The following is a 23,104-nucleotide window of genomic DNA, read 5'->3' as shown; positions in this document are numbered from 1 at the left end:
CTTCGCGGGATCACAGGAAGTACAGGCGGTTGAGGGCGATCGAGTCGGCGGCCGGGGATTCCAGGGGGCTGCCGTCGAGGGTGACGAGGCCGCTGGTGCGGTCCACGTCGACCGCTCCCACCCGCGAGTTGAGGAGCAGGTCCTTCGGGCCGATGCCGCGGGTGCCGCGGACGGCGACCCGGCGCCTGCGGGTGGGCATCCGGTCGTCGCCCAGCGCGGCGGCCGCGGCGGAGACGAAGGCGACGGAGATGTCGGCCGCGGTGGCTCCGTAGGCGCCGAACTGCGGTCCGAGCACCAGTGGTTCGCAGGTGTCGGTGGCGGCGTTGGGGTCGCCGGTGACGCCGTAGGCGGGGAAGCCGGACTTGAGCACCAGCTGCGGCTTGGCGCCGAAGAACTGGGGACGCCAGAGCACGATGTCGGCGAGCTTGCCGACCTCGATGGAGCCGATCTCGTGGGCCAGGCCGTGTGCGATGGCGGGGTTGATCGTCAGCTTGGCGATGTAGCGCAGCACGCGGGCGTTGTCGTCGCCCTCGCCGTCGCCCTCCAGCGGGCCCAGTTCGGCCTTCATCTTGGCGGCCATGGCGAACGTACGGCGTACGGTCTCGCCGGCCCGGCCCATTCCCTGGGCGTCGGAGGAGGTGATGCCGATGGCGCCCAGGTCGTGCAGGACGTCCTCGGCCCCCATCGTGCCGGCCCGGATCCGGTCGCGGGCCATGGCCGCGTCGCCGGGGAGGTCCGGCTTGAGGTCGTGGACGGAGACGATCATCCCGTAGTGCTCGGCGACGGCGTCGCGGCCGAAGGGCAGCGTGGGGTTGGTGGACGAGCCGATGACGTTCGGCACGCCGGCCATCTTGAGCACGTTGGGGACGTGGCCGCCGCCGCAGCCCTCGATGTGGAAGGCGTGGATCGTACGGCCTTCGAGCACGCGCAGGGTGTCCTCGACGGACAGGCACTCGTTGAGGCCGTCGCTGTGCAGGGCGACCTGTACGTCGTGCTCCTCGGCCACGCGCAGGGCGGTGTCGAGGGCGCGGGTGTGGGCGCCCATGTCCTCGTGGACCTTGAAGCCGGAGGCGCCGCCCTCGGCCAGGGCCTCGACCAGGGGGGCCGCGTCGGAGGAGGAACCGCGGGCCAGGAAGCCGATGTTGACCGGCCACGCGTCGAAGGCGTTGAAGGCGTGCCGGAGCGCCCACGGGGAGTTGACGCCGACGCCCCAGACGGGGCCGAACTCCTGGCCGATGATCGTGGTGACGCCCGCGGCGAGCGAGGCCTCCATGACGCGCGGGGAGAGCAGGTGGACGTGGGTGTCCACGGCGCCGGCGGTGGCGATCAGGCCCTCTCCGGAGACGATCGACGTGCCGGTGCCGACGACCACGTCGACGCCGTCGAGGGTGTCGGGGTTGCCGGCCCGGCCGATCGCGTGGATGCGGCCTTCGCGGATGCCGACGGAGACCTTCCGGATGCCGAGGACGGCGTCGATGACCAGCACGTTGCTGATCACCACGTCGCAGGTCTCGCGGACCGCCGCGGCCTTGAGGTGGAGTCCGTCGCGGGCGGTCTTGCCGAAGCCCGCGAGGAACTCGTCGCCGGGCTTCTGCGCGTCGGACTCGACGCGCACGGTCAGCCCGGAGTCGCCCAGGCGCACCCGGTCCCCGGCACGCGGGCCGAAGACGGCCGCGTACTCGTGGGGGTCGATGTGGCGGCTGCCGGGGGCGCAGTGGTCGCTGTGCTTGGTGGGCCTGCTCATCGCCGTGTTTCCTCCACTCCCAGGTAGCCGCAGGCCGCGGCGCGGCGCAGGGCTTCTTCTCGGGCGCCCGGGGCGTCGAGCGGGCCGTCGACCAGGCCCGCGAAGCCGATGGCGATCCGGTCTCCGCCGATCGGGACCAGGCCCACTTCCGCCTCGCCCAGGGGGTCGAACCGTACGGACGACCCGGCCGGCACGCACAGGCACATGCCGTAGGCGGCGGAGCGGTCGAAGTCGAGGCGGGGGTTCGCCTCGAAGAAGTGGAAGTGGGAGGTCACGCTGACCGGGACGGTCGCGGTGTTGCGCACCGTCAGGCGCACCTCAGGGTCGGGGGCCGGGGTCTCCGGGCCGGGCACGACGGCGCCCGGGGCGTCGTCACCGAGGCCCGTGGCGCCGCGGATCGGCGAGGAGACCACGGCGAGGCGGGATCCGTCGTCGAAGACGGCCTCCACGTGCACCTCGGTGACCACGTCCGCGACGCCGGGCAGCACGTCGTCGGGGCCGAGGACGGACCGGGCCGCCTCGATGGCCTCGGAGAGCCGGCTGCCGTCACGGGCCGCCTCGCAGACCGTGTCGGCGATCAGGGCCGTGGCCTCGGGGACGTTGAGCCGCAGACCGCGGGCGCGCCGGGCCCGGGCCAGTTCCGCGGCGCCGAACAGCAGCAGCCGGTCGCGCTCGGTTGGGGTCAGCCGCACGACGTTCCACCACACTTCCACTCGACGGGTTTAGAGCATCACTCTAACTCTAGATTTCGTTGGCGTGAATCATTGACCGGAGGCTTCGCCATAGGTCACATTGAGTGTCGCTCAAAGAAATGGAGCCGAGTGGTCCGCTCTTTGTCCGCCACTCGTCGGGAAGCGTCCGTCCACGTTTCGTACTGCCAGGGAGCCCCTTCATGCCCATAGAACAGCGCGGCGTCGACACGATCCCCGACGAGGAGCGGACCAGCGGTCCCCGTGACCTCGTCTCGATCCTGCTCGGCTCGAACCTCTGCCTCGGCGTGATCGTCTTCGGCTGGCTGCCTCCGTCCTTCGGCCTCGGACTGTGGCCCTCGGTCACCGCGATCGTCGCCGGAACCCTCGTCGGAATCGCCTTCACCGCGCCGCTGGCGCTGATCTCCCTCCGGACGGCCACCAACCTGTCCACCTCCAGCGGGGCGCAGTTCGGCGTGCGCGGGCGCCTGGTCGGCTCGGTGGTGGGCCTGCTGCTCTCCCTCGGCTACACGGCCCTGACCCTCTGGATCGGCGGCGACGTGATGGTCGGGGTGCTCTCCCGGGTCACCGGCCTGCCGGACACCGGCCTCACCCGCGCCCTGATGTACGGGCTCCTGGCCGCCTGTACCGTCGTCGGGGCCGTCTTCGGCTACCGGCTCCTGCTGCGCCTGAGCAAGGTGCTGGCCATCGGCATGGTGGCGCTGCTGCTGGTCGGCGTGGTCGCGTACTCCGGCGACTTCACCACGGCCGCTCCCCCGGACACCCCGTACCTGCTGGGTTCGTTCTGGCCGACCTGGCTGCTGGCCGCCGTCGCCGCCGGCCTGAGCGGCCCAGTCGCCTTCATCACGCTGCTGGGCGACTACACCCGGTACATCTCGCCGAAGCGGCACGGCTCCCGCACCGTCTACTGGGCCACCTGTGCCGGTCTGCTCGTCGGCCTGCTGGTCCCGCAGCTCTTCGGCACGTACACCGCGCTGGCCGCCCGGGCCGGGCTGGACTACGCCGGCCCGCTCGTCGACGCCGCGCCCTTCTGGTACCTCGTGCCGCTGCTGCTGGCCGCCTCCGCGGGGTCGGTGGGCAACGCCGGCCTGATGCTCTACTCCATGGGCCTCGACCTGGACGCGATCGTCCCGAAGACCACCCGCACCAAGGCCACCGTGATCGCCGCGGTCGTCGCCACCGCCTTCGTGTTCATCGGTTCGTTCGAGTGGAACGCGCAGGCCGCGATGACGTCGTTCGTCCTGCTGCTCACCGCGCTCGGCACCCCCTGGGCCGTGATCACGCTGATCGGCTTCGTCCGTTGCCGGGGCGTGTACGACCCGGACGCCCTCCAGGTCTTCAACCGCCGCTCCCGCGGTGGCGTCTACTGGTTCCGCGGCGGCTGGAACCCGGCCGCGACGGTGTCCTGGGTGCTCGGCGCCGGCGTGGGCCTGTGCGCGGTGTCGACGACGGTCTACGAGGGCCCGCTGCTGGCCCTGACCGGAGGCGTCGACTGCAGCTTCATCCTCTCCGGCGTGGTCGGCGGCCTGGCCTACCTGCTGCTGACCGCCCGCTCCTCCGCCCCGGTGCCGGCTGCCGCCCCCGCGGCGTCCGAGCCCGCGGAGGCCGGTGCCTGACCGGATCCTCACCGGTCACGGAAAGGGCCCGCCCCCGGTTTCCTCGCCGGGGGCGGCCCCTTTTTCCGCAAGGGGTCAACCACCGCGGCCCCGGCCGCGTCTTCGCAGGTGACCGACGTGGGCGCCCGGAGCGGCGCGGAGCAGGGGGAAGCACAGTGGAAGAGCTGGCGTACGTGGTGGGCAAGGTCGCCAGGGGCGTGGCGGAGCTGGCGTACGTCGTGGGCGACGCCTTCGCGACCGGGGGCGGGACCCCGGAGAGCGGCGCGAAGTCCGCGAACGAGGACGAGGCCGAGGGCAAGGGACAGGACACGGGCGGGCCCGGGCACTGACCCGGCCGGCCCCGGGTACGACGCAGGCCCCCGCGCGGTGCGCGCGGGGGCCTGCGTGCCGTCCGGGACCCTGAAGGCCCGTCCGGCTAGCCGAGCGGGTGCATCCAGCCGTGGGTGTCGGCGGTCCGGCCGGTCTGGAGGTCGAGCAGCGCCTTGCGCAGCTTCATGGTGACCTCGCCGGGCTCGCCGTTGCCCTGCGTCCAGTCGGCGCCGTTGGACTTGACCGAGCCGACCGGGGTGATGACCGCGGCGGTGCCGCAGGCGAAGACCTCGGTCAGGGTGCCGTTCTCGTTGTCGCGCTTCCAGTCCTCGGTGGAGATGCGGCCCTCCTCGGCGGTGTAACCGAGGTCGCGGGCGATCTTCAGGAGGGAGTCGCGGGTGATGCCGGGGAGCAGCGAGCCGGTGAGCTCCGGGGTGACGATGCGGTCGCCGTACACGAAGTACAGGTTCATGCCGCCCATCTCCTCGATCCAGCGGTGCTCGACGGCGTCCAGCCAGACGACCTGGTCGCAGCCGTGCCGGGCGGCCTCGGCCTGGGCGACGAGGGACGCGGCGTAGTTGCCGCCGGTCTTGGCCGCGCCGGTGCCGCCCTTGACCGCGCGGACGTAGTCCTCGGAGAGCCAGACGGAGACCGGCTTCACGCCGCCGGGGAAGTAGGCGCCGGCCGGGGAGGCGATGACCATGAAGAGGAACTCGTTGGCCGGGCGGACGCCCAGGCCGACCTCGGTCGCGAACATGAAGGGCCGCAGGTAGAGGGAGGCCTCGCCGGAGGAGGGCACCCAGGCGCGGTCCTGCTGGATCAGGGCGTCGCAGGCCGCGATGAACAGCTCGGTGGGCAGCTCGGGCATGGCCATGCGGCGGGCCGAGGCCTGGAAGCGCTCGGCATTGGCCTCGGGGCGGAACGTGGCGACGGTGCCGTCGGGCTGCTGGTAGGCCTTGAGACCCTCGAAGATCGTCTGCGCGTAGTGCAGGGTCATGTTCGCCGGGTCGATGGACAGCGGGGCGTACGGAACGAGTTCCGCGTCGTGCCAGCCGCGCCCCTCGGTCCACTTGATCGTCACCATGTGGTCGGTGAAGTGGCGGCCGAATCCGGGGCTGGCCAGGATCGCCTCGCGCTCCGCGGCGGACAGCGGGTTCGAGGAGGGCTTGAGCTCGATCGTGGGCGTCGTCATGAGTGCTAGTCCTTCACCGGTTGTGTGTGACGGACCGCGCTCACGCCGTGCTAGGACGTCCGAGCTTCCCCGCATGGCGCGGCCCCACGTTCGATTATCGCGCGGAGGCGTGCTTCGGAGAAACGGGTGAAAGCGGTCCAGGGGAGATGGTGGCACCCCCGGACCGCGCAAGAGAAGCCGCCGGGGGCTCCGAAAGGAGCGACCCGGCGGCCGTTCGCCTGGTGTGCGAGCGCCGGGTCAGCCGGCTACTCGCGCGGCGAGCGCGTCGCCGATGCGGTCCGTGGACCGGAAGGTCCCGTCGCGCTCCGCGAGGTCGGCGGAGACGGCGTCCTCGATGCGGACGGCCTCGGCCTCGTAGCCGAGGTGGCGCAGCAGGAGGGCGACGGAGAGGATCGTCGCGGTCGGGTCGGCCTTGCCGGTGCCCGCGATGTCCGGGGCCGAGCCGTGGACGGGCTCGAACATGGACGGGAAGGCGCCGGTCGGGTTGATGTTCCCGGAGGCGGCCAGGCCGATGCCACCGGTGACGGCGGCGGCCAGGTCGGTGAGGATGTCGCCGAAGAGGTTGTCCGTGACGATGACGTCGAAGCGCTCGGGCTGCGTGACGAAGAAGATCGTCGCGGCGTCGACGTGCAGGTAGTCGGTGGTGACCTCGGGGTACTCCTGGCCGACCTTGTCGAAGATGTTCTTCCACATGTGGCCCGCGTACACGAGGACGTTGTTCTTGTGGACGAGCGTGAGCTTCTTGCGGGGGCGGGAGTTGGCCCGCTCGTACGCGTCGCGCACCACGCGCTCCACGCCGTACGCCGTGTTGACGCTGACCTCGGTGGCCACCTCGGCGGGCGTGCCGGTGCGCAGCGAGCCGCCGTTGCCGGTGTACGGGCCCTCGGTGCCCTCCCGGACGACCACGAAGTCGATGTCCGGGCGGCCGGCCAGCGGGGTGGCGGTGTTCGGGAACAGCTTCGACGGCCGCAGGTTGATGAAGTGGTCGAAGGCGAAGCGGAGCTTGAGCAGCAGCCCGCGCTCCAGGACACCGGAGGGGACCGAGGGGTCGCCGATGGCGCCGAGCAGGATCGCGTCGTGCTGCTTGAGCGCCTCCAGCTCCGCGTCCGGGAGGGTCTCACCGGTGCGGTGCCAGCGCTGGGCGCCGAGGTCGTACTGCTTGGTCTCCAGCTTGACGTCCTGGGGGAGGACGGCGGTGAGGACCTTCAGGCCCTGCGCCACGACCTCCTGACCGATGCCGTCGCCGGGGATCACTGCGAGATTGATGCTGTGCGCCATGTCGGCACCGTACTCCCTGTCCCAGCCCCTGACACGTCACGTCCACATGATGGACGAGCGGCGTGTCAGGGGGGCGGCCTCTCGCGGTCAGTGGCCGGTGGAGCCGCCGTTGTCACGGCGGTCGAGGGCGCGCTGCAGGGCGGCGGCGGCGTTCTTGCGGTCGGCCTCGCCGGTGGAGGAGCGGCGGACGCGACGGGCGGGGGTGGTGGTGTGCATGGTGATCGACTCCTTGAGATCACGGCGCGACACGGGCCGCGGATGAGGGGTTCCTTCAAGGCGCCGGAAGGGGCGGGGAGCAGTGCGCCGCAGGGGTTGCCTGCGCGGGGCGCGCGCTCACGGCCGCCATTCGCCGGATCAGCGAGACGTTCGGCTTCTACAAAGCTAGGACAGGTCGGGCTGTATGTCTCCGCAATTACTCGGACTTCCTACTATCTGAGACGGCGAACCGCCCGGAAGGACGCCTCCGACGCCTCCGCCACACCCCTCTCCGAGGGCCGAAATGCCTGGTCAGAGCACTTCCGGCCGGATCGGCACCCGGTTCCGGCACGGTGCCGTATCCCACGCTCCGGACCGGCCGCCGAGGGGGCCGGCCCGGTGACGTCTCCGACGTGGCCGGGTGTTACGGACGCCGCTGCCCGAGGATGCAGAACTCGTTGCCCTCGGGGTCGGCCAGGACGACCCAGGACTGCTCCCCCTGGCCGATGTCCACGCGCCGCGCGCCGTGTGCCACCAGCCGGGCCACCTCGGCCTCCTGGTCGTCGGGCCGGAAGTCGAGGTGCAGCCGGCTCTTGGCCTTCTTGCTCTCGGCGAGGCGGACGAAGTCCAGCCCCGGCATCCGGTCCGGTGCCGGGCGGATCTCGAACTCGTCGTCCGAGGAGTACACGACGACCCAGCCGAGCGCGTCGGCCCACCACTGGCCCAGGGCCGCCGGGTCTTCCGAGTGAACGATTACCTGTTCCCATTCCAAGGTCATCCGGCGAGCTTAGACCGGCCGGGCCGTGGGGGCACGCGGATTTCGGCAGGCATATTGGTTCGCAATCACACCAATTCCTCGGGAGCGGTACGGAGCGGTGACAACCCTGACGTTCCAACGCCTTTGACAGCCCGCCCGGCATCCGCCACGCGAAGTTAACCGACGCATTACTGCACGGATCTAGACCTTTAATGTCCGGGCCCTCACCCTTGCCTCGTCGTGCCACTGGGGCACGTGTGACGCGAAGGGCGGGGCATGACTCCCATCAGCCGCAGGGGATTCGTCGGGATCGGGGCCGGGCTCGTGGCCGGGGCGGCGGTGCCCGCGGCCGCGGGGTCCGCCTCGGCGGCCGCGCAGGCCGCGACCGGCACCGTCAAGGACGTCAGGCACGTCGTCGTACTGATGCAGGAGAACCGCAGCTTCGACCACTACTTCGGCCGGCTGAAGGGCGTACGCGGCTTCGGCGACCGGGCCGCGGTCAACCTCCCCGGCGGCTGGGGCATGTTCAACCAGCCCAACTGGGGCGGCCGCCAGTACCCGTGGAAACTCAGCGCCACCCCCGACGCCGGCGGCGCGGACGGCGAGACGCTCGCCCAGTGCAACGGCGACCTGCCGCACAGCTGGACCTCGCAGCACGCCGCGTGGAACAAGGGCCGGCTCGACAACTGGGTGACCGGCGTGGGCAACACCCGCACCCTCGGCTACCTGGACCGGGGCGACATCCCCTTCCACTACGCGCTCGCCGACCACTACACCATCTGCGACGCGTACTTCTGCTCCGCCCTCAGCGCCACCGGACCCAACCGCACCTTCCTCTGGAGCGGCAGGATCGACGCCGCGAGCAAGGACGGCGGCGAGGAGTCCGGGCTGACCTGGGAGACCTACGCCGAGGCGCTGGAGCGCGCCGGGGTGAGCTGGAAGGTGTACCAGAACGCCCAGGACAACTACGGCGACAACGGCCTGGCCTACTTCAAGAAGTTCACCGACGCCCGGCCCGGCAACCCGCTGTGGGACAAGGGCATGGCCTCGGTCCCCCGCGTCACCGGCTCCACGCCGGACGACATCGCCGCGGCCATCCGGGCCGACGCGGTCGCCGGCACCCTCCCGCAGGTCTCCTGGGTGGTGTCCAACCAGGCCTTCAGCGAGCACCCGTACGCCCCGCCCGCCGACGGCGCGCACTTCGTGGACCTGGTCTACCGCGCGCTGGCCGCGAACCCGGAGGTCTTCGACTCCACGGTGCTCTTCCTCAACTACGACGAGAACGACGGCTTCTTCGACCACGTGCCGCCGCCCGTCGCCCCGCCCGGCACCCCCGGCGAGTACGTCGACGGCGTCCCGATCGGCCTCGGCTTCCGCGTCCCGATGCTGGTGATGTCGCCCTGGACCCGCGGCGGCTGGGTCAGCTCGGAGGTCTTCGACCACACCTCCGTCCTGCGCTTCCTGGAGACCTGGACCGCGGCCCTCGGCACGCCCGCCACCTGCCCGAACATCAGCGCCTGGCGCCGCAGGGTCACCGGCGACCTGACCGGCGTCTTCGACTTCACCCGCCCCGTGTACGGCGTCCCGGCCGGCCTCCCGGCCACCGACGAGATCATCGGCATGGGCACCTGCGGCCCGCTGCCCAACCCGGCACCGCAGGACAACGCCCTGCCGTCGCCCGAGCCCGGCACCCGTCCCGCCCGCGCCCTGCCGTACCAGGTCAACGGCAACCTGGACCGCTTCGAGTTCGGCACCATGGGAAAGATCACCGCCTGGTTCTCGATGACGAACCAGGGCCCGCAGGCCACGAGCGCCGCGCACTTCTCGATCCACCCGCACCAGTACCGCGACACCACGGCCTGGCAGTACACGGTCGACCCGGGCGGCACGGCCACCGACTGGTTCCAGATCGGCCTGGGCAGCGGCTCCGGCAAGTACGACATCTCGATGACGGGCCCGAACCGCTTCCTGCGCCGCTTCATCGGCGACACGAACAAGGCGGGCAGGGACTACGAGGTGGCGGCGCGCTACGCGGTCGAGCCCGGCACCGGCAAGCTCGCCGTCTACTTCAAGATCACGAACCGTTCGCCGGCCGCCGCGTCCTTCACCATCCGCTCCAACAACTACCGCTCCGACGGACCCTGGACCTACACGGTCCCGGCCGGCGGCTCGACCGAGGACTACTTCAACGCCGTCGCCTACACCGGCGGCTGGTACGACTTCACCGTCCTCGCCGGTTCCGACGGCAGCTGGTCCCGCCGCTACACCGGGCACATCGAGACGGGTGCGCCGAGCGTCAGCGGCTGAGCCGTGGTCTCTCCCCGGCGGGGCTCACGGGCGTTCGAAGAACTGCAGGACCCCGCCGGCGGAGAAGCACAGGGCGCCCGTGAAGGTGCCCCAGTTGGAGAGGTTGACGTTCACCATGCTGCCGGTGGCCGGATGGGTGAACGCGGCCAGGGCCGAGACCATGAAGAGCACGGAACCGAGCTGGTTCACGGCGACGATCCACCAGCCCAGGTCCCGTGCCAGGACCCGGATCCGGCCGTGGCAGACCTCCATCAGGGCCAGGTGCCCGGAGACGAGGAACAGCACGCAGCCCACCACGTCTGGCACCCAGACCAGCCGGTTGACCTCCTGCACGCTCAGCCCGTGCAGGAACGAGTCCACCAGGTTCACGCCGAACACGAGCGTGCCCGTGAAGAGGAGGAAGGCGCTCAGCCAGTCCAGCCGCATCGGTTCGAAGCTCCACCACCGCCAGCGGCCGGTGACCAGGCCCCGGTCGCCGACCCGGTGGCGGGGGGCGTTGACCACCTGCAGGAGCGAGGCGTAGCCGCCGGTGTTGAAGAACAGGCCGCCCGCGAAGTAGATCGAGACGCTCTCCAAGGCGTCGCCCGACCCGAACAGGGCGACGCCGGCACCGGCCGCGAACAGGGCCCCACCGATGACGAAGGCGGTCGCGGCCAGCGCGTTGAGCCTGCGCAGACGGCCGATCGCGACCTCGTCGGCGCGGGCCTGCACGGCGGCATCCGCAGCGGAGGCACGGATGGCCAGCGCCCCTCGCCGCCGGGCCGGCCGCGACTCCCAGACCGCCGTGCCGCCCTCGGGCAGCGGCCAGCTGACCCGGGTGGCGAAGGGTCCCACGCCCTCGACGTGCTGCTCAGGTTGCCCCACGGGCCGAGCCTAGACCGGCTGGCCGCTCACAGCACGTCGCCGTCCCGCCAGTCGAACCACAGCTCCCCGGCGGGGTCGGGCACGGCCCCGCCGGGCGGCGTCCACAGGTACGTGGACCCCTCCTCCTCCGGCAGCCGTACGGGCCCTCCGGGTCCCAGCGCCCCGATCCGCCCGGGCCACGCCCGCCAGCCGCGTCCCGCGTACAGTCCGGCGCCCTCCTCGGAGGCGGACAGCGCGCCCAGCACGTACGCCCGCCCGATCACCTCCTCCAGCCCGGCCATCACGCGGCCGCCGATCCCGCGCCGCCGCAGGTCCGCCCGTACCGCGACGGCCTCCACGTACCCGGTGCGCAGTGCCCTCCCCCGGTGGACGACCCGGCGTTGCACCACGCTGCCGTGGCCCACCAGCGCGCCGCCCTCCCGGACCAGCACGTGCATGCCGCCCAGCCCGTGCTCGAAGTCCTCGTCGGAGAAGTCGCCCTCGAAGGCGACGGTCAACAGCTCCCGGACCTCGGCCAGTTCGGCGTCCGGCAGCTGCGAGGTGTGCGCGGTGACGATGTCCACATCAGGACGCTACCAGCGCGTGCGGGCCGCCAGGAAAGGCCGGAAAGGGGCGCGCGTTCCCGAGGTCCGGGACCCGAGACTCAAGGTCATGTCGCCTACTACGCAGCCGTGGACGCCCACGCACGGGCAGCCCTACCACCCCGTCCCCTACCGGCCCGAGCGGATGCCGCGGGCGGAGTCGGTCGCCGAGGCAGCGCGCCTGCGGACGCGCATGAACGAGCGGCGCACGGTCCGGCGGTTCTCCACCGACCCGGTCCCCGACGAGGTGGTCCGCGACGCCATCGCCTGCGCGGCGACCGCGCCCTCCGGGGCGCACCAGCAGCCGTGGACCTTCGTGCTGGTCAAGGACCCGGAGGTGCGCCAGCAGATCCGGGCCGCCGCCGAGCAGGAGGAGCAGATCTCGTACGACGGCCGGCTCGGGGACGAGTGGCTGGCCGCCCTGCGCCCACTGGGCACGGACGCCGTCAAGACCCACCTCACGGACGCGCCGGCGCTGATCGTGGTGTTCCAGCAGCGGTACTGGCTCGGACCGGACGGCACCAAGCGCAAGCACTACTACGTGGACGAGTCCGTGGGCATCGCGGTCGGCATGCTGCTGACCGCCCTCCACCTCTCGGGCCTCGCCGCCCTGATCCACACCCCGAGCCCGATGCGCTTCCTCGGGCACGTCCTGAACCGGCCGGAGAACGAGAAGGCCTTCGCGGTGATCCCGGTCGGCTACCCCGCGGACGACTGCCAGGTGCCCGACCTGGTGCGGAAGTCCCTGGACCAGGTGATGACCGAGGTCTGAGCGGCGGCTGGGATCGGCCGTGGCTCACACGGGACCTGGCTGGCGGTCGACGCGACCGGCGCGGCGATGGTGGTCCGGGGCGGCTCGTACACCGACGTGGTCTCCTGACCCGCCCCGCGCAGGAAATGGAAACCGCCCCCGCTCCGGACTTGGGGGTACCGGAACGGGGGCGGGGTTCTGGGGGCGTCAGCCCCTGGGGTGACCCGTGGGGGGTCAGCCCATGTGCGGGTAGCCGTACTCGGTCGGCGGGACCAGGGTCTCCTTGATGGAGCGGGTCGAGGTCCAGCGGAGCAGGTTGGACGCGGCGCCGGCCTTGTCGTTGGTGCCGGAGGCGCGGCCGCCGCCGAAGGGCTGCTGGCCGACCACGGCGCCGGTCGACTTGTCGTTGATGTAGAAGTTACCCGCGGCGAAGCGGAGCTTCTCCATCGTGTCGGCGGCCGCGTAGCGGTCCTGCGCGATGACGGAGCCGGTCAGGGCGTACGCCGAGACGTTCTCCATCTGCGCGAGCATCTCGTCGTACTTGTCGTCCTCGTACACGTGGATCGCGAGGATCGGGCCGAAGTACTCGGTCGTGAAGACCTCGTTCTCCGGGTCGGTGCACTCGATGACCGTCGGGCGGACGAAGTATCCCTCGGAGTCGTCGTACGTGCCGCCGGCGACGATCGTGCAGGTCGGGTCGGCCTTCGCGCGGTCGATCGCGGCCTTGTTCTTCGCGAAGGAACGCTCGTCGATGACGGCGCCGATGAAGTTCGACAGGTCCCGGACGTCACCCATGGTGATGCCGTCGACCTCGGCCGCGAACTGCTCCTTGAAGCCGTCGTTCCAGATGGAGGCCGGGATGTAGGCGCGGGAGGAGGCCGAGCACTTCTGGCCCTGGAACTCGAAGGAGCCGCGGGTCAGGGCGGTCTTCAGGATCGCGCGGTCCGCGGACGGGTGCGCGACGACGAAGTCCTTGCCGCCGGTCTCGCCGACCAGGCGCGGGTAGGACCGGTACTTCTCGATGTTGTTGCCGACCGTCTTCCACAGGTACTGGAAGGTCTTGGTCGAGCCGGTGAAGTGGATGCCGGCCAGCTCGGGGTGGTTCAGCGCGACCTCGGAGACGGCGATGCCGTCGCCCGTGACCAGGTTGATGACGCCCTTGGGCAGGCCCGCCTCCTCCAGGAGCTGCATCAGCAGCACGGCGGCGTGGGTCTGCGTCGGGGACGGCTTCCACACGACCACGTTGCCCATGAGGGCGGGGGCGGTGGGCAGGTTGCCCGCGATGGCCGTGAAGTTGAACGGCGTGATCGCGTAGACGAAGCCCTCCAGCGGGCGGTGGTCGCTGCGGTTCCACACGCCGGCGGAGTTCGCGACCGGCTGCTCGGCCAGGATCTGCCGGGCGAAGTGGACGTTGAAGCGCCAGAAGTCGACGAGCTCGCAGGGGGTGTCGATCTCGGCCTGCTGCGCGGTCTTCGACTGGCCGAGCATGGTGGAGGCGGCCAGCGTCTCGCGCCACGGGCCGGACAGCAGCTCGGCGGCGCGCAGGATGATCGCGGCGCGGTCGTCGAAGGACATGGCGCGCCAGGCCGGGGCGGCGGCCAGAGCGGCGTCGACGGCGTCCTGGGCGTCCTGGGTGGTGGCGTTGGCGTACGTGCCGATGACCGACTTGTGGTCGTGGGGCTGCACGACGTCGAAACGCTCGCCGCCGCCCATGCGCTTCTCGCCGTTGATGGTCATCGGGAGGTCGATGGGGTTCTCGGACAGCTCCTTGAGCTTGGCCTCGAGACGGGCACGCTCCGGGCTGCCGGGGGCGTAGCTGTTGACCGGCTCGTTGACCGGCGCGGGGACCTGGGTCACTGCGTCCATGGGACTGGTAACTCCTTGACCTAGTTCTTGGTGATCATCGAGCGGACGAAGAAGAGGAGGTTGGCCGGCTTCTCGGCCAGGCGGCGCATGAAGTAGCCGTACCAGTCGGTGCCGTACGCCGTGTAGACGCGCATCCGGTGCCCCTCGGCGGCCAGCCGGAGGTGCTCCTCGCTGCGGATGCCGTAGAGCATCTGGAACTCGTACTCGTCCAGCTTGCGCCCGGCCTGGCGCGCGAGCTCCTGGGTGATGGCGATGAGCCGCGGGTCGTGGGACCCGATCATCGGGTAGCCCTCGCCCTCCATGAGGATCTTGAGGATGCGGACGTACGCCTTGTCGATCTCGGCCTTGTCCTGGTACGCGACGGACGCGGGCTCCTTGTAGGCGCCCTTCACGATGCGGACGCGGCTGCCGGCGGCGGCCAGGCGGCGGGCGTCGGCCTCGGTGCGGAACAGGTAGGCCTGGATGACGCAGCCGGTCTGCGGGAAGTCCTTCCGCAGCTCCTCGTGGATGGCGAACATCGAGTCGAGGGTGGTGTGGTCCTCGGCGTCCAGCGTGACGGTGGTGCCGATCGCGGCGGCGGCCTCGACGACCGGGCGGACGTTGGCGAGCGCGAGCTCGTGGCCGCCCTCCAGCGCCTGGCCGAACATGGAGAGCTTGACCGACATCTCCGCGGTCTCGCCGAGCTCCAGCTCCTTGAGGTGCTCGATGAGCTCCAGGTACGCGTCACGGGCGGCGTACGACTGCTCGACGGTGGTGATGTCCTCGCCGACGACGTCGAGGGTGACCTCCAGGCCCTTCTGCGTGAGGTCCACGACGATCGGGATGACCTGGTCGACGGTCTCCCCGGGGATGAACCGGTTCACCACGGGCTTGGTCACCGGAGCAGCAGAGACGATTTTGCGCATCTTGTCGCTGCGGGAAGCGGCGAGGATCACGGGACCCAGCACGGGGCACCTCCAACGGGTGGCAGAAAGACAGGTCACCGCCCGCCGGGGCAGTGGCCGTAAAAGGAACGCAAGTAAAACCACCGTGAAACCTAAGGACCGTCTCGATCCTCGGCCATCGACAGCTGTCACGCATCCGTGGCCGCGATCTCATACAGATGTCTGAAGCAGGCCGGTCCGGGTGGGAGAATGGCTCGCGTGAAGGGCGATTACCAGGATCTGGTGGACGAGATCTCGGCGCTGCTCGGCGCCCCGGCGACCCTGGAGAACCGGGACTTCCGGCTGATCGCCTTCGGCGCGCACGACAGCGACGACGACCTGGCGATGGACCCGGTCCGCACCCGGTCGATCCTGACCCGCCAGTCCACGGCGGCCGTGCGCAGCTGGTTCGAGGGGTTCGGCATCACCCGGGCGACCGGCCCGGTGCGGATCCCCGCCGCCCCCGACGCGGGGGTGTTCCGCGGGCGGATCTGCCTGCCGGTGCGGCACCGCGGGATCGTGCACGGGTACGTGTGGCTGCTGGACGCCGAGCCGGGGCCCGACTCGGAGCAGCTGGCCGCGGCGATGGAGGTGTGCGAGCGGATCGGCGTGCTGCTGGCCGACGAGGCGAAGGCGGGTGCGGACCTCTCGCGGGAGTTCCGGGCGGTGCTGACGGCCGGCCGCGGGTGGCAGCGGGACATGGCGGTGGCCGCGCTGCGGGCGGCCCTCGGGCCCGGGGCGGACGGGCTGCACGTGGTGGTGTGCGTGGCCCCCTGGCCGGGCGAGGTGCCCCAGTCGGTGCCGGGGGTGGCCGCGGTGTGCGCGGCGCCGGGTCCTGGGGCGCCGGAGTCCGCCGGGGCCGGGCCGGGGGCGGACGGGACGCGGCCGGGGGACGGCGAACTCCCGGCCGGGGGCGGTGCCGCCGACCGGGCGCTGGCGCTGCTGGTCAGGCTGCGGACGCCGGAGGCGCTGGGGCCCGCGGTGAACGCGGCCGGCCGGCTGCTACCGGGGGGCGCGGGCGGTACGGGTGCGGCTGCCGGTGCGGCACCGGGCGGCCGGTCGGCGGGCGTTGCGGTCCCGGGCGGCGGTACGGGTGCCGGGGGCGCGAAGGGTGCCGGCGGTGTGAAGGCTGCCGGCGGAGTGAAGGCTGCCGGGGCCGGGCGGGCGGGCGGCGACGGCCGGGGCGCCGGGGCCGGTACGGGCGCCCGGGCCGCGGGGGTGTCCGCCCCGGTGCGGGGCCTCGGCGAACTGGCCGGTGCCTGGCGGCAGGCCTCGGCGGCGGCGCGGGCGGCGGTGGCGCAGCCGCGGCTGGGGCCGGTGGCGGAGTGGTCGGCGATCGGCCCGTACCGGATGCTCGCGGCGCTGCCCGCGGAGCGCGCCGACGACCCGGCCACCCGGGTGCTGCTCAGCCCGGCCAACCCCGAACTCGCCCGCACGGCCGAGGTGTTCCTCGACTGCGCCGGCCAGGCGGGGCGCGCGGCGGCCGCCCTGGGCATCCACCGGCAGACCCTGTACTACCGGCTCTCGCGCGTGGAGCAGCTCACCGGGCTCGACCTGGACGAGGGCGAGGACCGGCTGCTGCTGCACATGGCGTTGAAGGCGGCCCGGCTCCGCCCCTGACGGCGCGACGGCACGGCACGCCCGGCCACCCGGCCGCACGGCTCGCGCGCACGGCATGCCGCCGCTCTCGCGCAGCCACCCCGCGCATGACGCTGCGCGCTTCGGCAAGCGCCCATGCGGCCATGCGGCCACCCTGTCCGCACGACCCCGCCGCCGGACACCTGACGCCGACCGCCGCGCCACGGTCACCGGACGCCGACCGCCCTGCCACGGTCGCCGGACGCCCGCCGCCGGGCGCCCCGCATCTCAGTCGCCGGACTCGCGCTGCCGCCCCTGGAACATGACCGGCCCACCGGTGAGCGCGTCGAGCGGCACCCGGGCGGCCAGCGGGCGGGCCAGGCGTACGGTGACCGTCTGCATCAGCAGCTGCGCGGTGCACGCCCCGCCCGGGTCCGGCCCCGGCTTCACGGAACCCGCCAGCACCACCGTCTCCGCCGACTCCAGCACGTCGACCTTCGCGCCGGCGTCGCACGCGCCGTGCCCGGCGCTGAGTGTGAGGACGGTGCCGTCGGCGGAGACGCCCTCCAGCGACAGGTTGGGGGCGATCTCCGCCTGTGGGCCGATCGGGTTCTTCGGCGGCGCCGACTCGGCGACGGCGACCCGGGCGACCGGGGTGGCGTACCCCTCGATCGTGTACAGCCAGGCGGGGACGGTGGCGCGACCGCGGCTGGTGACCATGTCGAGCGAGCCGTGCCGCCAGGCCGTGATCTTCAGCGGCGGCGGGCCCTCGCCGCCCTGCTCGGCCGCCGGGTCCATCGGCAGCGCCTGCCGCGGGTCGAGCAGCCGCAGGTCGAGGGTCTTGCCGTCCGCCCACTTCACCGGCGCCGTGGACGGTATGTCCGCGATGACGTTCGACCGCCAGACCAGCCGGTGCTGGAGCCAGGCCTCCTTGTCGGCCCCGCTGTGCCAGGCGTCCTCGGGCAGCCGGGTCAGCGGCTCCAGCGGGTAGAAGCCCTCCCGCCAGGCGCGGGCCGCGGGCGACCCGTCCCAGGCGTCGGCCACCGCCTTGGACCGGTCGGCCGGGTCGGGGACGGGCCCCGGCCTGTCCTCCACGCTCCCGCCCGGGGCCGAACAGCCCGCGAGCAGCGCCACCGCCGCGCCGAACCACACCAACCGCCGCATGGTCTCCCCCTCCACCGCGCCCGGACCGGCCGGTCCGGGTCGCCGCTGTGACGCGCCCCGGGGGCGGCCGGTTCCCCGGAGGACGGAGGCACCGACCGGCTCGCCACCCCCGACCGGTCCGGGACGTCAGCCCTTGCCCACCACCCCTTCGGCCACCCGGCGCATGCCCTCCGTGAGGTCCTCCGCCGTGGCGGCCGAGGCGGGGTCGAACACCCACTGGAGCATCAGCCCGTTGAGCAGCGCCTGGTAGAAGGCGCCGAGCGTCCGCAGGTCCGACTCCTCCAGCTCGTCCTCCGGGACGCCGGTGAACATCGAGACCAGCCCCTTGCGACCCTCCGACTGCGAGGCGGCGAGCAGCTCGCGCAGCTGCGGCATCCGCTCGCCGTGCAGCGCGACCTCCATGCTGGCCGACCAGACGGGCCGACTCTCCTCCTCGCGGCGCAGGACGTTCTCCCAGACGGCCCGGAACCGCTCCAGCGAGCCGTCCGCGCCCTCCCCCGCCGGGTCGAAGCCCTCCCCCATCTGCTCCATCAGCGCGATGAACGCCTGCGTGAGCAGGGCGTCCTTCGAGCCGTAGTGGTAGCCGATCGAGGCCAGGTTCGCGCCGGACGCGTTGACGATGTCACGCGCCGTCGTTCCGACGAACCCCTTTTCCAGCAGGCACTGCTTCGCGCCTTCGAGCAGATCTTCGCGGTGTCCCATGAGACAGAGCCTAGCGCCGCTTCCGTACAAGCGTCATAAACAAGCGTTCTAGACAAGCGTTTATGACGTCTGTACATTGGCGGTCATGACGAACCCCGCCGCTCACCTCGCCGGGCGCAAGGAGTGGACCGCGTTCACCGTCCTCCTGCTGCCCCTGCTACTGGTCTCCATGGACGTCTCCGTCCTCTACTTCGCCGTCCCGGCCATCTCCCGGGATCTCGCCCCCACGGCCACCGAACAGCTGTGGATCTTCGACAGCTACGGGTTCGCCCTCGCCGGCCTGCTGATCACGATGGGCTCCCTCGGCGACCGCATCGGCCGCCGCCGGCTCCTGCTGGCGGGCGCCGCCGCATTCGGCCTGGCCTCCGTCGGCGCCGCGTACGCCCACAGCGCCGAGATGCTGATCGCCGCCCGCGTCCTGCTCGGGATCGGCGGGGCCACCCTCATGCCCTCGACCATGGCGCTGGTGCGGAACATGTTCCGGGACGACGCCCAGCGCAGTAAGGCCATCGGGATCTGGTCCGCCGCCATGGCCGGCGGTATCGCCCTCGGCTCGGTCCTCGGCGGCCTGCTGCTCAACCACTTCTGGTGGGGCTCGGTCTTCCTCGTCAACGTGCCCGCGATGGCGTTGCTGCTGGTCCTGGTCCCGGTCCTGGTACCGGAGTTCAAGGACCCCGAGCCCGGCCGCTTCGACCTCGTGAGCGTCCCGCTCTCCGCGGGTGCCGTGCTGCCGGTCGTCTACGGGCTCAAGGAGATCGCCGCCGAGGGCTTCGCCGCCGGGTACGCCGCCTGCGTCGCCGCCGGCCTCGCGGTCGGCGCCCTCTTCGTCCTGCGGCAGCGCCGTCGCGAGGACGCCATGATCAGCCGCGCGCTGTTCCGCGGCCGCGGCTTCGGCGCCGGCGTCGCGCTCAACACCCTTGCCACCTTCGCGATGATGGGCTCCGCCTACTTCACCACGCAGTACCTGCAGTCGGTGCTCGGCATGGGCGCGCTGGAGGCGGCCCTGTGGAGCCTGGCGCCCTCGGTGGCGGTCGGCGCCGCGGCTCCCGCCGCCACCGCGATCAGCCGGAAGGTGAACCGCGCCTACGTCGTGGCCGGCGGGTTCGTCATCGCGGCCGCCGGCTTCGCCCTGCTGGGCCTCGTCGGCACCGACTCCCTGTGGCTCATGCTGACCGGCGCCGCGGTCCTCGCCTCGGGCATGGTCACCGTCATGGCCCTGGTCTCCGACCTGGCGCTGGCCGCCGCCCCCGCCGAGAAGGCCGGTTCGGCCGCCTCGCTGCTGGAGACCGGCCAGGAGTTCGGCGGCGCCCTCGGCATGGCCGCGCTGGGCAGCCTGGGCACCGCGGTCTACCGGGCCGACCTGGACGGCGCCGCCCCTGCGGTACGGGAGACCCTGGGCGGCGCGGTGGCCGCCGCCGGACAGCTCGGCGGGGAGTCCGGCGAGGCCCTGCTGGCGGCCGCCCGCACCGCCTTCGTTCACGGCATGCAGTACGCCGCCATCGGCGGTACGGCGCTGCTGCTCGCCGGCGCGGTGCTGGCCCCGGCCCTGCTCCGCCGGGCGGCCGGCACCCCGGCCCCCCGGCCCCCGGCGGGCGAACCCGCACCGGCCGGTGCAGCGCGCTGATCCCCGTACGCACCGACCCCGCGCCCGCGGGGAAAGCGGAAGGGCCCGGGAGAACCCGGGCCCTTCTCGTGTCAGGTCGGACGGTCGCTCAGCTGAGGTTCACCGAGCGGGCCGAGGTGGCACCGATCTCCTCGGAGATCTCCGCCAGCACGGCCGGCGGGACGGTGTCGTCCACGGTCAGCACCGCGAGCGCCTCGCCGTGCTCCTCCGCGCGCGCCACCTGCATGCCCGCGATGTTCAGACCGGCCTCGCCGAGGATCCGGCCGACGGTGCCGACGACACCCGGGCGGTCCTGGTAGCGGAGCACGACCATGTGGTCGGCGAGCGAGAGGTCCACGTCGTACTCGCCGACGCCGACGACCTTCTGGTGGTGCTTGGGGCCCGCGAGGGTACCGGCGACCGAGACCTCCTGGCCGTCGGAGAGGGTGCCGCGCACGATCACCACGTTCCGGTGGTCCGGAGACTCCGAGGTGGTGGTCAGGCGGACCTCGACGCCGCGCTCCTGCGCGAACAGCGGGGCGTTGACGTAGGACACGGTCTCGTCGACCACGTCCTCGAACACACCCTTGAGCGCGGAGAGTTCGAGCACCTTCACGTCGTGCTGGGTGATCTCGCCGCAGACCTCGACGTCGAGGCGGACCGCGACCTCGCCCGCGAGGGCGGTGAAGATGCGGCCGAGCTTCTCGGCGAGCGGCAGGCCCGGACGGACGTCCTCGGCGATGACGCCGCCCTGGACGTTCACCGCGTCCGGGACGAGCTCGCCGGCGAGGGCCAGGCGCACCGACTTGGCGACGGCGATGCCGGCCTTCTCCTGGGCCTCGTCCGTGGAGGCGCCGAGGTGCGGGGTGCAGACGACCTGGTCCAGCTCGAACAGCGGGGAGTCCGTGCAGGGCTCCTTGGCGTACACGTCGAGGCCGGCGCCGGCGACGCGGCCCTCCTTGAGCGCCGAGTACAGCGCGGCCTCGTCGACGATCCCGCCGCGGGCGGCGTTGACGATGCGGACGCTCGGCTTGACCTTGTGCAGCGCCTCGTCACCGATGAGACCGATGGTCTCGGGGGTCTTGGGCAGGTGGACCGTGATGAAGTCCGCGACCTCCAGGAGCTCGTCCAGCGTCAGCATCTTGACGCCCATCTGGGCGGCGCGCGCGGGCTGCACGTACGGGTCGTACGCGACGACCTTCATGCCGAAGGCGGACATCCGCTGGGCCACCAGGACGCCGATACGGCCGAGGCCGACGACGCCCAGGGTCTTCTCGCTGAGCTCGACGCCCGTGTACTTGCTGCGCTTCCACTCGCCGTTCTTCAGGGCGGTGTTGGCCTGCGGGATGTTGCGCGCGGTGGCGACCAGCAGGCCGCACGCCAGCTCGGCGGCGGTGACGATGTTGGAGGTCGGGGCGTTCACGACCATCACGCCGGCCTTGGTGGCGGCGGACACGTCGACGTTGTCCAGGCCCACACCGGCGCGGGCGACGACCTTCAGCTTCCCGGCGGCCGCGATGGCCTCGGCGTCCACCTTGGTGGCGGAGCGGACCAGGATCGCGTCGACGTCCGCGATCGCGGGCAGCAGCTGCGCGCGGTCGGCACCGTTGACGTGGCGGATCTCGAAGTCAGGGCCGAGCGCGTCGACCGTGGCGGGCGACAGCTCTTCGGCGATGAGTACGACAGGTTTCGAGCTCACGTGGGTCCTCACAAATCCAGTGCGGACGGCCGTCCCGACGGCCGCATGCGGTGGAGGGGGTAGCCGCGTGGAAGACGCACGACACTGTGGGCCTGACGCGTATGTGTTGAGAAGTGTAGTGGCGGAAGCCGGATCGTTTTCCGCCTGTCCGGAAGGATCACCCGTCCGTGGTTGGACGGCGTGGACAAGCCACGCTACGGGAGGTCCACATTCCGGCACGGCGGGGCCGGGACGGACACGTCCCGGCCCCGCCGCGGAGGATCAGCTCTCCTCGCTGTCCACCCAGCTCATGAGCTTGCGCAGCTTCTTGCCGGTGGTCTCCAGCAGGTGCTCGGAGTCGGCGTCCTTGTACTCGTTGTACTTCTTCAGACCGCCGTGGTACTCCTCCATCCAGGTCTTGGCGAAGGTGCCGTCCTGGATCTCCGCGAGGACCTTCTTCATCTCGGCCTTGGTGGCGTCGGTGATCACGCGCGGGCCGGTGATGTAGTCGCCCCACTCGGCGGTCTCGGAGACCGACCAGCGCATCTTCTCCAGGCCGCCCTCGTACATGAGGTCCACGATCAGCTTCAGCTCGTGGAGGCACTCGAAGTACGCGATCTCCGGCTGGTAGCCCGCCTCGGTCAGGACCTCGAAGCCGGCCTTGACGAGCGCGGAGGCGCCACCGCAGAGGACGGCCTGCTCGCCGAACAGGTCGGTCTCGGTCTCCTCGGTGAAGGTGGTCTTGATGACGCCGGCGCGGGTGCCGCCGATGCCGGCCGCGTACGACAGGGCCAGGGCGAAGGCGCTGCCCGTGAAGTCCTGCTCGACGGCGGCGATGCACGGAACGCCGCGGCCCTCCTCGTACTGGCGGCGGACCAGGTGGCCCGGGCCCTTCGGGGCGACCAGGGCGACGTCGACGTTGGCCGGGGGCTTGATGAAGCCGTAGCGGACGTTGAAGCCGTGGCCGAAGAAGAGCGCGTCGCCCTCCTTCAGGTTGTCCTTGATGGACTCCTCGTAGACCTGGGCCTGGATCGGGTCCGGGGTCAGGATCATGATGACGTCGGCCTCGGCCGCGGCCTCGGCGACGGAGACCACGCGGAGACCCTGCTCCTCCGCCTTGGCCTTGGACTTGGAGCCCTCCTGCAGGCCCACGCGCACGTCGACGCCGGAGTCACGCAGCGACAGCGCGTGGGCGTGGCCCTGGCTGCCGTAGCCGATGACCGCGACCTTGCGGCCCTGGATGATGGACAGGTCGGCGTCGGACTCGTAGAACAGCTCGGCCACTG

20 protein-coding genes are annotated in these 23,104 nt (G+C 71.9%); 6 read left to right on the top strand and 14 right to left on the bottom strand.

What is annotated here, in order from left to right; translation table 11 throughout:
• Positions 1–10: 10 nt before the first annotated feature.
• Together ACIF6F_RS21825 and ureA are read right to left on the bottom strand one after the other, a co-directional pair.
• Positions 11–1,744: an urease subunit alpha gene (locus tag ACIF6F_RS21825; RefSeq protein ID WP_399948950.1), complete on the bottom strand. Its 1,734-nt coding sequence runs from the start codon at positions 1,742–1,744 to the stop codon at positions 11–13.
• Positions 1,741–2,436 carry an urease subunit gamma gene (gene ureA, locus ACIF6F_RS21820; RefSeq protein ID WP_399948948.1) on the bottom strand — a complete coding sequence of 232 codons (696 nt, stop codon included), beginning with the start codon at positions 2,434–2,436 and terminating at the stop codon, positions 1,741–1,743. Before ureA ends, ACIF6F_RS21825 begins: the two co-directional genes overlap by 4 nt.
• A gap of 200 nt (positions 2,437–2,636) precedes the next feature.
• Here ureA and ACIF6F_RS21815 point away from each other — a divergent pair, with 200 nt between their 5' ends.
• Positions 2,637–4,070 (top strand): cytosine permease, encoded by a 1,434-nt coding sequence (locus ACIF6F_RS21815; RefSeq protein ID WP_399948946.1) that lies wholly within the window; start codon positions 2,637–2,639, stop codon positions 4,068–4,070.
• A 155-nt stretch (positions 4,071–4,225) separates the two neighbouring features.
• On the top strand, positions 4,226–4,399 hold the full coding sequence (locus tag ACIF6F_RS21810; protein ID WP_399948944.1) for a hypothetical protein: 174 nt from the start codon (positions 4,226–4,228) through the stop codon (positions 4,397–4,399).
• Positions 4,400–4,485: 86 nt separating this feature from the next.
• On the opposite strand, the gene ACIF6F_RS21805 is transcribed toward ACIF6F_RS21810, so the two are convergent.
• From ACIF6F_RS21805 to ACIF6F_RS21790, 4 genes are all read right to left on the bottom strand, one after another.
• Entirely contained in the window at positions 4,486–5,571 is a 1,086-nt protein-coding gene (locus tag ACIF6F_RS21805; RefSeq protein ID WP_399948942.1) for a branched-chain amino acid aminotransferase, read from the bottom strand.
• A 237-nt stretch (positions 5,572–5,808) separates the two neighbouring features.
• Complete coding sequence (locus tag ACIF6F_RS21800; protein ID WP_399948940.1) at positions 5,809–6,849, bottom strand: 3-isopropylmalate dehydrogenase; 1,041 nt, start codon at positions 6,847–6,849, stop codon at positions 5,809–5,811.
• An 87-nt stretch (positions 6,850–6,936) separates the two neighbouring features.
• The gene (locus ACIF6F_RS21795) at positions 6,937–7,065 is read right to left on the bottom strand and encodes a hypothetical protein (protein WP_399948938.1); all 129 of its coding nucleotides are present in this window, start codon (positions 7,063–7,065) and stop codon (positions 6,937–6,939) included.
• A gap of 403 nt (positions 7,066–7,468) precedes the next feature.
• Complete coding sequence (locus ACIF6F_RS21790) at positions 7,469–7,822, bottom strand: VOC family protein (protein WP_399948936.1); 354 nt, start codon at positions 7,820–7,822, stop codon at positions 7,469–7,471.
• Positions 7,823–8,077: 255 nt separating this feature from the next.
• On the opposite strand from ACIF6F_RS21790, the gene ACIF6F_RS21785 reads away from it, so the two are divergent.
• On the top strand, positions 8,078–10,108 hold the full coding sequence (locus ACIF6F_RS21785; protein WP_399948934.1) for a phosphocholine-specific phospholipase C: 2,031 nt from the start codon (positions 8,078–8,080) through the stop codon (positions 10,106–10,108).
• Between the two features lie 24 nt (positions 10,109–10,132).
• Here the strand turns inward: ACIF6F_RS21785 and ACIF6F_RS21780 are convergent, their stop codons facing one another.
• A complete protein-coding gene (locus tag ACIF6F_RS21780) occupies positions 10,133–10,972 on the bottom strand; it encodes a hypothetical protein (protein WP_399948932.1) in 840 nt (279 codons plus the stop codon).
• A gap of 26 nt (positions 10,973–10,998) precedes the next feature.
• Positions 10,999–11,535 carry a GNAT family N-acetyltransferase gene (locus ACIF6F_RS21775; RefSeq protein WP_399948930.1) on the bottom strand — a complete coding sequence of 179 codons (537 nt, stop codon included), beginning with the start codon at positions 11,533–11,535 and terminating at the stop codon, positions 10,999–11,001.
• 88 nt (positions 11,536–11,623) lie between these two features.
• Between ACIF6F_RS21775 and ACIF6F_RS21770 the strand changes: the two genes are divergently transcribed.
• Positions 11,624–12,325: a nitroreductase family protein gene (locus ACIF6F_RS21770; protein WP_399948927.1), complete on the top strand. Its 702-nt coding sequence runs from the start codon at positions 11,624–11,626 to the stop codon at positions 12,323–12,325.
• Between the two features lie 213 nt (positions 12,326–12,538).
• Here the strand turns inward: ACIF6F_RS21770 and pruA are convergent, their stop codons facing one another.
• Both pruA and ACIF6F_RS21760 read right to left on the bottom strand, forming a co-directional pair.
• Positions 12,539–14,170 carry an L-glutamate gamma-semialdehyde dehydrogenase gene (gene pruA, locus ACIF6F_RS21765; protein ID WP_399948925.1) on the bottom strand — a complete coding sequence of 544 codons (1,632 nt, stop codon included), beginning with the start codon at positions 14,168–14,170 and terminating at the stop codon, positions 12,539–12,541.
• Between the two features lie 20 nt (positions 14,171–14,190).
• The gene (locus tag ACIF6F_RS21760; protein WP_399948923.1) at positions 14,191–15,117 is read right to left on the bottom strand and encodes a proline dehydrogenase family protein; all 927 of its coding nucleotides are present in this window, start codon (positions 15,115–15,117) and stop codon (positions 14,191–14,193) included.
• A gap of 186 nt (positions 15,118–15,303) precedes the next feature.
• On the opposite strand from ACIF6F_RS21760, the gene ACIF6F_RS21755 reads away from it, so the two are divergent.
• Positions 15,304–16,713 carry a PucR family transcriptional regulator gene (locus tag ACIF6F_RS21755; protein WP_399948921.1) on the top strand — a complete coding sequence of 470 codons (1,410 nt, stop codon included), beginning with the start codon at positions 15,304–15,306 and terminating at the stop codon, positions 16,711–16,713.
• Positions 16,714–16,959: 246 nt separating this feature from the next.
• Here ACIF6F_RS21755 and ACIF6F_RS21750 read toward each other — a convergent pair whose 3' ends face one another.
• Entirely contained in the window at positions 16,960–17,835 is an 876-nt protein-coding gene (locus tag ACIF6F_RS21750) for a hypothetical protein (protein WP_399948919.1), read from the bottom strand.
• Between the two features lie 126 nt (positions 17,836–17,961).
• The gene (locus ACIF6F_RS21745) at positions 17,962–18,537 is read right to left on the bottom strand and encodes a TetR/AcrR family transcriptional regulator (RefSeq protein WP_399948917.1); all 576 of its coding nucleotides are present in this window, start codon (positions 18,535–18,537) and stop codon (positions 17,962–17,964) included.
• 85 nt (positions 18,538–18,622) lie between these two features.
• On the opposite strand from ACIF6F_RS21745, the gene ACIF6F_RS21740 reads away from it, so the two are divergent.
• Positions 18,623–20,161, top strand: a complete 1,539-nt coding sequence (locus tag ACIF6F_RS21740) for an MFS transporter (RefSeq protein WP_399948915.1) — start codon at positions 18,623–18,625, stop codon at positions 20,159–20,161.
• 88 nt (positions 20,162–20,249) lie between these two features.
• On the opposite strand, the gene serA is transcribed toward ACIF6F_RS21740, so the two are convergent.
• On the bottom strand, positions 20,250–21,839 hold the full coding sequence (serA, locus tag ACIF6F_RS21735; RefSeq protein WP_399948913.1) for a phosphoglycerate dehydrogenase: 1,590 nt from the start codon (positions 21,837–21,839) through the stop codon (positions 20,250–20,252).
• Between the two features lie 261 nt (positions 21,840–22,100).
• Positions 22,101–23,102 (bottom strand): ketol-acid reductoisomerase, encoded by a 1,002-nt coding sequence (ilvC, locus tag ACIF6F_RS21730; protein ID WP_399948911.1) that lies wholly within the window; start codon positions 23,100–23,102, stop codon positions 22,101–22,103.
• Positions 23,103–23,104: the final 2 nt, after the last annotated feature.

This window comes from Streptomyces sp. NPDC086023, assembly GCF_044540325.1.
Classification (GTDB): Bacteria; Actinomycetota; Actinomycetes; order Streptomycetales; family Streptomycetaceae; genus Streptomyces.
Note: the sequence above shows the minus strand (reverse complement) of the source record. Positions and strands in the feature narration are given on the sequence as shown.